Source organism: Candidatus Schmidhempelia bombi str. Bimp (assembly GCF_000471645.3).
GTDB classification, from domain to species: domain Bacteria; phylum Pseudomonadota; class Gammaproteobacteria; order Enterobacterales; family Orbaceae; genus Utexia; species Utexia bombi.
Genome location: NZ_AWGA01000043.1, coordinates 46,527 through 59,508, shown reverse-complemented (window position 1 = coordinate 59,508; position 12,982 = coordinate 46,527). Strand labels below are relative to the sequence as shown.

Sequence of the window (12,982 nt, the reverse complement as noted above, 5' to 3'; positions counted from 1 at the left end):
TTCACCCGCAGTATTAGCCAAAATAAAACGACGGTATAATGTAAAAAAATAGTTATAACCTAAAATGGTTACCATATTAACAATAAATAACAGGAAAATAACCATGCCATCAAAATATCGACCACAACTCTTTGGCTGGATTGGCGATCTAGATAAAGGACCGCGATCTATTCCCCTCCATGATGATCGTTTAATCTATGCCAATGATAATTACTGTGCTTTTAGGCGTAAGACATTATCGGATCAAATTTTTTATTTATTTATTTCTTTCATTGCTTTGATTTTAGGATGTGCCGCTACTATAGTTGGTTTTTGGTTAATTATAGACTTTAATCCTGAAACACAAACAATAATGTTATTTACAGCTGTAATAGGCACCATTTTAAGTTGTGCTATTGTTTATATTATGATTCCAGAACTCTATCAAAACCTCTTTACCCGCCGCGGTAGCCCGATTATTTTTAATCGCAAAACCAATAAAGTCTATGTGAACGAAAGTTATTTTTTTAACTTTAAGTTTTGGCGTAATCCCCTCACCTTTTTACTTCCCGCTAAACGTCGCATCAAAGAGTATGATTGGGATGATTTACATGGTGTAGTGATTCATAACTATTCCCGCAATGCATTAACGACCACCATTCTGATGGTATGCAAACTCGGTACCCGTCAAACCATTGACCATATCTTATTAGATCCTGCTCACGCCGGCTCTGGTAGTACTTATGTATGGGGATGGATCAACAGTTTTATGGATTTTTATCCATCCGCAAAAATTAATGATGGTCAATATATATCAGATGAAGAAGCCCAATTTAAACGTAAAGTGATTGAGGGGCAACGCTGGCCAGAATGGATGATTGAGGCGTTTAATGCCACTTCACCCGCAGTATTAGCCAAAATCAAACGACGGTATAATGTAAAAAAATAGTTATAACCTAAAATGGTTACCATATTAACAATAAATAACAGGAAAATAACCATGCCATCAAAATATCAACCACAACTCTTCGGCTGGATTAAGGATCTGGATAAAGGACCATGCTCTACCCCTATCTATAGTAATCGTTTAATCTATGCCAATGATAATTACTGTGCTTTTAGGCGCAAAACAACATCCGATCAATTTTTTGATTTATTAATTTATTTTGTTGCTTCGATACTTGGAATTAAGTCTATCATAACTAGATTTTGCTTAATGATAGAAATTAATTCTAAAGAAGGAATAGTCATATCAGTTATAGATATCATTAGTTTTATTTTCTGCTGTGCCATTACTTATTTTTTAATACCAAAACTGTACCAAAACCTCTTTACTCGCCGCGGTAGCCCGATTATTTTTAATCGCAAAACCAATAAAGTCTATGTGAACGAAAGTTATTTTTTTAATTCTAAGTTTTGGCATCATCCCCAATCCTTTTTACATCCCGCTAAACGTCGTATCAAAGAGTATGATTGGGCTGATTTACATGGCGTAGCGATTAATAACTATTCCCGTAATAGATTAAATACCACCACGTTGATGGTGTGTAAACCCGGTACCTATCAAACTATTGACCATATCTTATTAGCTCCCGCTTGCTCAGGCACGGATAGAACTTATGTATGGGGATGGATCAATAATTTTATGGATTTTTATTCATCCGCAAGTCTTAATGATAGTCAATATACGTCAGATGAAGAAGCCCTGTTTAAATGTAAAGTGATTGAGGAGCAACATTGGCCGCAATGGATGATTGAGGCGTTTAATGCCACTTCACCCGCAGAATTAGCCGAAATCAAACAACGGCATAATGTCGTATAAAGCGTGATAGCTGGTTTGATTACTGGTTAAACTGTTGCTAGTCGCCATTATGATGTTCATTAGCGGTAAATTAGCTGATTTAATTAATGAACAAATCACCATGACGATTAATTATTAACAATTAATCGTCATGGTGACCCGTTTATTAATTAATAGGATAACGTGTGGTTAATGTTTTTTATCGGTAGAAATTTGTTGATTAAGTTGCCAATGCAATAATAAACTCCAACTTTGCCAACGAGCAAGCGTCTGTTGTTGCTCTTCGTTCATAGTCGTTACTGGTTTAACGAGTAGGCCAGTATCGTCCTGCCAAGGTTGAAAGGTGTTGTTGATTAATGCATAAGCGCCTTGCTGATTAATCGTGACATAAGGGTTATAGCCAACATTACACCATGGTGAGTCAAGCTTTAATGCAACTAGATTGCAACCAGTTTGATAGTAAGGCGTTGAGGATAATGCTAATTGATATAAGGTTGGCATGATATCTTTATGGCTGCCAATACGGGTTTTATCATACAGCGTTTGATATTGATAAGTCGTCGGTACGTACAAATAGAACGGTACCGCATGACTTAGCATTAATTCGGCTGGATCAGGGTAACCAATACCACGAATATTGTGGTCGCCAGTTGCAGCGATAAGAGTGTGCGAGCCTAGTGGCTGTGCTTTTACCCAACTGATAAAGCGTCCTAATTGATCGTTACTGTAGGAAAAGGTGTTAAACATCGTGCGAATTTCATCCTCATTACCCATATTTTTTAGTCGCGTTAACTCTTGTGGCGTAAACGAATAAGGGTGATAAGGGTGATTTGGCGGTAATTGATAAGGAGGATGATTGGTAATTGACATCATCATTATCATTATCGGTTCACCTTGTTTTTCGGCTTGGGCTAGACGCTGCTCAGCATATTTGAACATATATTCATCGGGAACGCCCCATGTGCTAATCGTGGCGTCAGGGAAAGCTTCTTTTAAGGTGTTTTGTTCGACAAATTCATCGACGCCTAAATGTGGTAAAAAACGGTTTAAATTACGCCATGCGCCATTACCCGCAGTGATATACACAATTTTATAACCTTTGGCTTTAAATGGCTTAAACATGTTACTGATAAAATCGGCATTTTGCGCCGATGATTGGCTAATTTTATCAATTGGGCTACGAACAAAAAAACGGTTAAGGCTGTCAATAGTGCCGTCGCCTTCAGAGACAAATCGATTAAATACCCAATCTTGTTGCCAATGTTGACGTAAACTTCCATAAAGATCACGCTGTGGATTATCAAAGCGGAAAAGATGACTGCCCATACTTTCCATTACGGCAAAAACCACGTGAGGCGGATGAGCGTCGGCAACAGGATTGGCTGCTGTCTGCTGCATAAAAATGGTTACGTCGTTAGGTTGGGTCTGTTGAAAAAAAGTCGCTAATGCTTGCTGACTCTCTTTAAGCGGAATGTCCATAAATTTGTTATTATTTTTATAAGCTTTATACGCCCAATCGAAAGCAATCACCCCATTGGGTACAAATTTATTTAATACAGCATAACTTGATATTTGGGCATCGCTTTCTCGCAGTGGAAACGTGCCTATACTTCCTCGGCATCCGATCACGATCAACGCCACAGCCACCAAACAAGCCGGTAATGCCAACCAATTAGGTGTTGTTTTAGTTATGCTTTTTATTACCCAATATTGCCAACTACGACAGAGTTTTGCCAATATATAGCCTAGTAGTGTTAATCCCAATACCGCCCATATGACCGGATAATCGGACCAAATTGTTTTAAGAATAGCGGTAGTATCATCGTCGAGTAATCCAAAGATAAACACATCGATATAACGATCATAAGTGATATAGTAGAAAATATTGATTAGCGTAAATAGCGCAATGACCATCAACAATATTGGATTGATAAGGGTAAGTAATTTTTGCCATTGTCGTGTAAATTTTGTTGAAAATAAAGTGAAGAAAGAGAAGAGCAATAAGCTGCCAAAGGTCAAGGTAGCGATCCGAATATCAAAACGTAAACCAGTTACCAATAATTGCCATACATCATGTTGATAATGAAGTCGATTTTCAGCATCAACATAAGAGAAAAGTAATATTAGCCGCCCTAAAAAGGGGAATATAACGGCGAATAACCATGGCATAACTAATAACGAAAAATCTTGCTTAAAGCGGGTAAACCACATCATTAATCCTTAAAATTAAACGATAACTGGATTATTTTCTACACAATGCTGTATTCTGTAAATTAAATCCGTTAAAATGTTCTGTTATTGTAATTAAAAATGAGTAAATTGCACCTATTCTCATAACAGGTCACCGATAGGCATAGGATACCGTGTTAGGTCACTTTATGCGATGAGCACAACCGATGAGATCATGATTAAAGGTTATATAGACAGTTATGTTTGAAATTAATCCAGTAAAAAACAAAATCGCCGAACTTACCGAACGCACTACCGTTATTCGGGGGTATCTTTGACTACGATGGTAAACGAGAGCGTCTAGAAGAAGTCAATGGTGAACTAGAACAACCTGATGTCTGGTCGCAACCAGATAAAGCCCAAGCATTAGGTAAAGAGCGGGTTACCCTTGAAGAAGTGATTGTCACGATTGATAAATTGTTGCAAGGATTAGATGATGTTGAAGGCTTACTTGAACTGGCTATTGAAGCGGAAGATCAAGAAACCTTTGACGAAGTCAATAATGAGTTGGTCGAGTTAGAAAGCCAACTCGCACAGTTGGAATTTCGCCGAATGTTTGCCGGCCCACATGATAGTGCGGATTGTTATCTTGATCTACAAGCTGGATCAGGTGGAACCGAAGCGCAAGATTGGGCGGAGATGTTATTACGTATGTATCTACGCTGGGCAGAATCAAAAGGGTTCACCACAGAAATTATCGAAGTGTCTGATGGCGACGTTGCGGGGATTAAATCTGCCACGGTTAAAATAAGTGGCGAGTATGCCTTTGGTTGGTTGCGTACCGAAACCGGTGTGCACCGTTTAGTACGTAAAAGCCCATTTGATTCAGGTAACCGTCGTCATACGTCGTTTAGCTCTGCTTTCGTCTATCCCGAAATTGATGATGATATCGACATTGAAATTAATCCTGCCGATTTAAGGATTGACGTGTACCGCGCCTCAGGTGCTGGGGGACAGCACGTTAATAAAACGGAATCAGCGGTGCGTATTACCCATATTCCAACGGGAATTGTGACGCAAAGTCAAAATAACCGCTCGCAGCATAGTAATAAAGATCAGGCGATGAAGCAGCTAAAAGCTAAGCTTTATGAACTTGAAATGCAAAAAAAGAGTGCGGATAAACAACAAATGGAAGAAAATAAGTCAGATATCGGCTGGGGTAGTCAAATTCGATCGTATGTTCTTGATGATTCTCGGATCAAAGACTTACGGACAGGTGTTGAAACCCGTAATACGCAAGCCGTCCTTGATGGCGATTTAGACCCCTTTATTGAACAGAGCTTAAAAGCCGGATTATAAACAGTTTATAAGGTAAAACCATGTCAACAGTAGAACAAGATCAATGTCAAAATAGTTTAGAAGAACTAAATAATGAACTTAAAGCCCGCCGCGAAAAATTGGCACAAATTCGTGAACAGGGCATTGCTTTCCCTAACGATTTCCGTCGTGATGCCATCGCGAGTGAATTACACCAGCAGTATGATCAAAAGAGTAATGATGATCTATTAGCAAATAAAATCTATGTGGCGGTTGCCGGTCGTATGATGATGCGTCGTATTATGGGGAAAGCGTCGTTTGTTTCCTTGCAAGATGTTGGCGGTACGATCCAACTTTATGTGACGCGCGATGATCTTCCAGAAGGTCTTTACAATGAGCAGTTTAAAAAATGGGATCTTGGGGATATTATTGCGGCTAAAGGGTATTTATTCAAAACCAAAACCGGCGAATTATCGATTCACTGTGAAGAGATCCGTTTATTAACCAAAGCATTACGTCCTTTACCTGATAAGTTTCATGGTTTATCAGATCAAGAAACCCGTTATCGCCAACGTTATTTGGACTTAATTACCAATCCAACATCACGTCATACTTTTGCTGCACGTTCTAAAATCGTCTCTGAGATACGTCAATTTATGACAGAGCAGCATTTTATGGAAGTAGAAACGCCAATGATGCAAGTGATTCCAGGTGGTGCTTCGGCGAAACCGTTTATCACTCATCATAATGCCCTTGATTTAGATATGTATTTGCGTATCGCTCCAGAACTTTATTTAAAACGGTTAGTTGTGGGCGGTTTTGAGCGAGTATTTGAGATCAATCGTAACTTCCGTAATGAAGGTATTTCACCGCGTCATAATCCAGAATTTACCATGATGGAAATGTATATGGCTTATGCGGATTATAAGGATTTGATTTTATTGACCGAATCGCTATTTAGACGTTTAGCAATTAATGTTACAGGTTCAGCGGTGGTACAGTATGGTGAGCATAGTTTCGACTTTGGTAAGCCATTTATCAAAATGACCATGAAAGAAGCGATCTGTCATTATCGACCTGAAACGAATATGGCCGATCTGGATGATTTCGATAAAGCTTGCGCGATCGCTAAAGCTGTTGGCATTGAAATTGAGAAAGGTTGGGGCTTAGGTCGTGTAGTGACGGAAATCTTCGAAGAAGTCGCGGAAGCAAATCTGATTCAGCCAACCTTTATTACTGAGTATCCAGCCGAAGTCTCACCACTCGCTCGTCGTAATGATGAAAATCCAAGCGTGACTGACCGGTTTGAGTTTTTTATCGGTGGACGTGAAATCGGTAATGGTTTCTCAGAATTGAATGATGCGGAAGATCAAGCTGAACGTTTTGCTGAACAAGTGCGTCAAAAAGATGCCGGCGATGATGAAGCAATGTTCTTTGATGAAGATTATGTCACAGCACTTGAACATGGCTTACCACCAACAGCAGGATTAGGTATTGGTATTGACCGTACCGTTATGCTATTTACTAATAGCCATACCATTCGTGATGTTATTCTATTCCCTGCATTACGTCCAACTGCAAAATAATCATATCGTTATATAAATCAACAAGTTATTGCTTGTTGATTTATAAACAAAATATGACATATCTACCCTATTTTTGATCCTCTAAGCCTTACTTTGATTAAATCTGGTTTTATCATTAGGAGCGGATAAATGTTATCAAAATTAACCAATTTAAAACCGGATATTTTTTATGTCCAACTTTATAAAAATAAATTTATTGTTAGAAATATGGTTACCGATAAAGAGATGAGTATGGCCCGCGAGGCGGCTGGTTTATCTCCGCGGATGATATTACCGAATGTCAATCTAGCTCACCAACAATTAACACCATTATTTGCCTTATTAGCTACCAGTTATCGTCCCGCTTATTGTTTATTTCACCCTCGGCAATTAATTGAGGGGGGAATAACCACAGTCGAACGTGATGCTTTTTCCGAACTTGGTCATCGGTTATTAGGCAAAAAAGGCCATATTATGCTTAGTGATAGTCCCACTGATTTAACCAAAGCGCAACTATTACTTGCTACGCTCTCTTTTGCCTAAATAGATTTAATAAAAAAGCGAAGGGTAGTACTTCGCTTTTGAGCAGTGATTATCCGCTCTTTTAATAACGAGTAATGACGGCTTGCGGTTGATAATCGTCAGCATTAATTGGCGAATGTTGTTCAATATACTGTTTAAGTACCTTCGCTTCCATAAAACCGGTATCCACAAAACTTGGCAAATGATTGATAGGTGGATAAGCATCACCGCCATACGCTAAAAAGCGTTGAGTAACCAGTCGATAAGTTTTCTGTTTATCAATCGGTTGGCCTTTTACGTTAATATCGGTAAGCTTGTCGCCCTTAAGCGTCATACTGACTTGGGCAAAGTGTGCATAGCCACCAGACCCCGTCGATTTAGTGGCGGCAGCGGTTAAATAGGCGATCAACTGTTCACCCGTTAAATCAGCATAAACCACCGAATTAGCAAAAGGTTGGACTTTTAGGATATCACGATAGCTGATGTTGCCCTCTATCAGTGAATCACGGATCATTCCACCACTAATCACGCCTACATCAGCCTGCGTTTTATCGATATGAGAGGCGAGGATCAGCTGAGCTAAGTTGGTTTGCTGATAACGTACTTGTTGGCGATCACCATCAAGACGTCCATTTAATTGCCCAATAACCGTAAGTAATTGCTGTTCCCCCTGTTTTTGATAAGGGGTAAGTAAGTCTAACATTTCCATATTATGAGGAATGGCTTCGGTATAATAGTTTAAGGTTTTTACACCATCGGCGAGTTCAACCTCTTGCTTTAGGTTAATGGGGATTAATTGATAATCAACTAAAGTTAATACGCCATTTAAAAAGGTAAAATCAGCTCGCCCAACATATTTTCCCCATTCGTGGGCTTGCATGATCCAAGTCCCGTTTTGGCGATCAGGTAGACATGCCGTACCTGGCACATAATTTATCTGTTTTTTATTTTGGGCAGCCATACAGACCGGATCTTGAGAATGCCCACCAATAATGATATCTAAATTCCCTTCAGGTAGGCTGCGTGCCAACGATACATCGCCTGGCGCATTACTGCCATGTTGTCCATTATCATAGTGCCCTAAATGGGTAACCGCAATGATAATATCAGGCTCTTGCGTCTGTTTTAACTCTTCAATCACCTTTTTGGCTTCGGCGGATACCGATTTAAAATCGAAATCGTTAGTCCGTTGCAGATCGCTGACTTTCGGCGTATCTTCTGTAGTTAAGCCGATAACGGCGATATTGAGCTGTTGTTGATGAAACATGGCATAAGGTGCAAATACCCGTTCGCCCGTTTTTTTATGGTAAATATTGGCGGATAAAAAGGGAAAATTAGCCCACTGTTGTTGCTGACGAATGACTGAGATATCATGATCAAATTCATGATTTCCCACTGCCATGGCATCATAGCCAATCAGATTCATACCTAAAAAATCGGGCTTGGCTTGTAATATATCGGATTCAGGGACGCCGGTATTGATATCGCCACCTGATAGTAATAATACCATGCCGTTATTATCGGTAACCTCCTGCCGAATCCTATCAACTAAGGTTTTTTGTGCGGCCAGCCCGATTTCACCTATATCATTTTGCCAAAAATGGCCATGGTGATCATTAGTATGCAAAATAGTTAGATGATAGGTTTTATCTTTTTCCCACGTTAATCCAGATAACGGGAACAATGTACTTATGGTGATTAGACTACCTAGGCACAGACGAGTAATGCTTTTCATTGTTATTCCTTTTTTATATATCATTAATTCATCTATCATCAGTAACTAGTTATTTGTATCTGTGTCATGATGATGATTATCGGTCAGTGGTTGCGATCCCTGTTTTTTAGCGGAGCTTGCCCAAATACGAGTACCATTTATGGCTATAAACGTTAAGATTGTATATTCAATCGCCATTGCATATACGCCTTGTAAGGTGAATATCGCTACCGAAATCACATTGATCACCACCCATAATAACCAATTTTCTACAAATTTACGGGTCATTAATAGCTGTGCCACAACTGAAAGTATCGTCATACAAGCGTCCCAGAAAGGATAAGCATCGGGCGCTAATACTGGCATAGTGATGTTGGCGCCAAAGAGATTGAGTAGATGAACCATAATTGACGTTAAGCCGCTGAATACCGGATCAATAAACACCGTTAATAAAAGAATGCCAATCACACTGATCACGGCCCATTTTATTTGATGATTTAAGGGCATCCAGCGTATTTTTAAGGCTGTTTCTTGCGTTTCTGGTTGCACCCGTGTCCACGCATACCAGCCATAAATATTGGCGATAAAAAAGAAGATTTGCAGTAGTAAACTGGAATAGAGATGTATTTGAAAAAAGATGATGGCAAATAAGCTAACATTTAGTAATCCAAATAAATAATTGATTGATTTTTCCAGACTAGCTAGATAAATGCACAATAATCCACAAAGGGTACCAATTGCTTCAATATATGACAGATCATACCCTCCTTCTCCAATTGGGATATGAACCAAAATATTGCTGGTGCTAAATAGTTCTAGCATGATAATTTCCTTTTAATAAAAATAATAAAAATAGCTTTTATTCTTAAATAGTTTAGGGTTAATTTCAACAACTAAAATAGTTTAAAAAAGATAATTTGATAGAAAACGACTATTGATGTCAATAGATTTCATTGTTATTTAACCATAATATTTTTATCAATCAGCCTTTAAAAAAAGAAGTAATAGTTTAAATGACGTCAACGGCGATTAATTTATCGCTGTTAGCCATTACGTCAACACGTTATAAAAAATTGAATGGAATTGATGAATAATAATCGATTATCTCTATAAATAAGTTGGCGTGGCGCAAAATAAATTATAATCCGCTAAACTGTAGCGGTAACAATCACACAATAAACGTTATCTTATTTAAATCGATCACATAAATATAGTCACTTGTTTATATTAAATTTTTATATTTATGCTAAACCAATTAAGTTAAGTAAGAGTACTAACCATTATCCTACTACCTTAGGAGTAACCCCAAAGAATAATTATATTCTGCTGTAGTTTCAATACAATGAGTTTTAATAAATAGAAAATGCATTGACTGAAAAATAGGGGAATTATGAATAAGATCAAACTGGTTATTATTGGTAACGGTATGGTTGGTCACCGCTTTGTGCAAGAATTAATAGATAAAGCAGGATCTGAACCATTTGCTATCACTATTTTCGGTGCTGAGCCTCATATGGCATATGACCGCGTTCATCTTTCATCCTATTTTTCGGGTCAAACTGCGGACGATTTGTCATTAGTTGCCCCTGATTTTTACGCCACGCACCATATTGCTATTCACCTAAATGAACGGATAGAACGTATCGATCGTGCCAATAAAAAAGTGTATTCACAAACGGGACAAGCGGTAAGCTATGATAAATTAATTTTAGCTACGGGCTCTTATCCATGGATCCCACCTATCACTGGGGCGGAGGGTGACGATTGTTATGTCTATCGTACCTTAGAGGATCTTGATGCCATTGCCGAATGTGCCAAACGTAGCCAACGCGGGGCTGTGGTTGGTGGCGGTTTACTTGGTTTAGAAGCAGCCGGTGCACTGAGAAACTTGGGCATTGAAACGCATGTAGTGGAATTTGCCCCTGTGTTAATGGCGGAACAGTTAGATGCGCTGGGCGGTGAACAATTAAGAAAAAAAATTGAAGAGATTGGCGTAGTCGTACATACCAGTAAAAATACGCAACAGATCATCCATCATCATCAAGGTAAAACCATGCAATTTGCTGATGGTAGTGCGTTAGATGTCGATTTTATCGTGTTTTCAACTGGAATACGGGCACAAGATCAATTAGCCCGTGATGGTCAATTGTCTATCGGCCCCCGTGGTGGGGTAGTGATTAATGATCACTGTCAGACAGATGATCCCGATATTTATGCCATCGGTGAATGTGCCTGTTGGCAAGACCGCATTTACGGATTAGTGGCACCCGGTTATAAAATGGCACAAGTGGCCGTTAGTCATTTATTAAATGAATCGAATACATTTACTGGTGCTGATATGAGTGCCAAACTAAAATTACTTGGCGTTGATGTAGGTAGTATTGGGGATGCACGCGGTCGTACATCAGGCGCACGTAGTTACCTCTATCTAGATGAAAATAAACAGATATATAAACGTTTAATTGTTAGTCAAGATAACCGTCGATTACTTGGCGCGGTGTTAGTCGGTGATACCAGCGACTATGGCAATCTATTACAGATGATGCTAAATGGCATGGATCTACCCGATAATCCTGACGCCTTAATTTTACCTGATCATGCAGGCAACAAACCCGTGTTAGGAATTGAATCTTTACCTGATAGTGCTCAAATCTGTTCTTGCTTTGATGTGAGCAAAGGACAAATTATTGAGGCTATTCACGCCGGTTGTCATACCGTTGCTCAAATAAAAGCAGCAACCAAAGCGGGCACGGGGTGTGGCGGCTGTTTGCCATTAGTCACGCAAGTTCTTAACGCTGAATTAAGTCAGCAAGGGATCGAAGTCAATAACCACTTATGTGAACACTTTGCCTTTTCGCGCCAAGAACTGTATCACTTAGTCCGCGTTGAAGGTATAACCTCATTTGAGGCACTGATTCGTCGACATGGCAAAGGCTATGGGTGCGAAATTTGTAAACCGACTGTTGGGTCGATTTTAGCCTCTTGCTGGAATGATTATGTGTTACAGCCAGCCCTAGCACCACTCCAAGATAGTAATGATGCTTATTTGGGTAATATTCAAAAAGATGGTACTTATTCAATTATTCCACGCTCTGCTGGTGGTGAAATTACACCTGAAGGGTTAGTGGCGGTTGGTCAGATTGCCAAAAAATATCAACTTTATACTAAGATTACCGGTTCACAACGTATTGGCTTGTTCGGTGCCCATAAAGATGACTTACCCGCTATTTGGCAAGAATTGATCGCAGCAGGCTTTGAAACGGGTCACGCCTATGCCAAAGCGTTGCGTATGGCAAAAACCTGTGTAGGAAGTACATGGTGCCGTTATGGCGTAGGGGATAGTGTTGGGTTTGGAATAGACATTGAGCACCGCTATAAGGGTATTCGTTCACCACATAAAATAAAAATTGGCGTATCGGGTTGTACGCGTGAATGTGCCGAAGCACAAGGGAAAGATATTGGCTTAATCGCCACAGAAAAAGGATGGAATCTCTATGTGGGGGGTAATGGCGGTATGAAACCACGCCATGCCGATCTGCTGGCGAGTGATCTTGATCGTGATACGGTGTTAAGTTATTTAGATCGCTTCTTAATGTTTTATATTCGTACCGCCGATAAATTGCAACGCACCTCACTTTGGTTAGAAAGCTTAGATGGTGGTATTGATTACCTACGCCAAGTGATTATTGATGACAAATTGGGGATTAACGCTGAATTAGAAGCAGAGATGACCCGTTTACGTAAATTAGTGATTTGCGAATGGAAAGCCACGGTCGAATCCCCTGAAACGTCAAAGCGGTTCTCGCACTTTATTAATAGTACTGAACGCAATCAGTATGTACAAATGGTGCCAGAACGTCAGCAACATCGCCCTGCTAAACCAGAAGAACGCCACCTGATTAACATCAAATAAGA

The 12,982-nt window shown here is 39.5% G+C and carries 9 protein-coding genes; 6 read left to right on the top strand and 3 right to left on the bottom strand.

From position 1 onward, the window contains the following. The first annotated feature begins 103 nt into the window (after positions 1-103). Both O970_RS04170 and O970_RS04165 read left to right on the top strand, forming a co-directional pair. Positions 104-928 carry a DUF6708 domain-containing protein gene (locus O970_RS04170; protein WP_024495902.1) on the top strand — a complete coding sequence of 275 codons (825 nt, stop codon included), beginning with the start codon at positions 104-106 and terminating at the stop codon, positions 926-928. 51 nt (positions 929-979) lie between these two features. Beyond that, a complete protein-coding gene (locus O970_RS04165) occupies positions 980-1,801 on the top strand; it encodes a DUF6708 domain-containing protein (protein ID WP_024495901.1) in 822 nt (273 codons plus the stop codon). 168 nt (positions 1,802-1,969) lie between these two features. Here O970_RS04165 and O970_RS04160 read toward each other — a convergent pair whose 3' ends face one another. Next, positions 1,970-3,991 (bottom strand): LTA synthase family protein, encoded by a 2,022-nt coding sequence (locus O970_RS04160; protein WP_024495900.1) that lies wholly within the window; start codon positions 3,989-3,991, stop codon positions 1,970-1,972. A 218-nt stretch (positions 3,992-4,209) separates the two neighbouring features. Between O970_RS04160 and prfB the strand changes: the two genes are divergently transcribed. The 3 genes from prfB to O970_RS04145 all read left to right on the top strand — a co-directional run bounded on the left by prfB (position 4,210) and on the right by O970_RS04145 (position 7,374). After that, a protein-coding gene (gene prfB / locus O970_RS04155; RefSeq protein ID WP_105291835.1) for a peptide chain release factor 2 occupies positions 4,210-5,308 on the top strand; the annotation gives its coding sequence in 2 pieces (ribosomal slippage) (positions 4,210-4,284 and positions 4,286-5,308; 1,098 coding nt in all). Positions 5,309-5,328: 20 nt separating this feature from the next. After that, positions 5,329-6,852, top strand: a complete 1,524-nt coding sequence (gene lysS / locus O970_RS04150) for a lysine--tRNA ligase (RefSeq protein ID WP_024495899.1) — start codon at positions 5,329-5,331, stop codon at positions 6,850-6,852. A gap of 129 nt (positions 6,853-6,981) precedes the next feature. After that, entirely contained in the window at positions 6,982-7,374 is a 393-nt protein-coding gene (locus O970_RS04145; protein ID WP_024495898.1) for a hypothetical protein, read from the top strand. Between the two features lie 61 nt (positions 7,375-7,435). Here the strand turns inward: O970_RS04145 and ushA are convergent, their stop codons facing one another. Next, positions 7,436-9,088 (bottom strand): bifunctional UDP-sugar hydrolase/5'-nucleotidase UshA, encoded by a 1,653-nt coding sequence (ushA, locus tag O970_RS04140; RefSeq protein WP_024495897.1) that lies wholly within the window; start codon positions 9,086-9,088, stop codon positions 7,436-7,438. A 45-nt stretch (positions 9,089-9,133) separates the two neighbouring features. Further along, positions 9,134-9,889, bottom strand: a complete 756-nt coding sequence (gene pnuC, locus O970_RS04135; RefSeq protein ID WP_024495896.1) for a nicotinamide riboside transporter PnuC — start codon at positions 9,887-9,889, stop codon at positions 9,134-9,136. Positions 9,890-10,457: 568 nt separating this feature from the next. Here pnuC and nirB point away from each other — a divergent pair. Beyond that, positions 10,458-12,980 (top strand): nitrite reductase large subunit NirB, encoded by a 2,523-nt coding sequence (gene nirB / locus O970_RS04130; protein WP_036562596.1) that lies wholly within the window; start codon positions 10,458-10,460, stop codon positions 12,978-12,980. Positions 12,981-12,982: the final 2 nt, after the last annotated feature.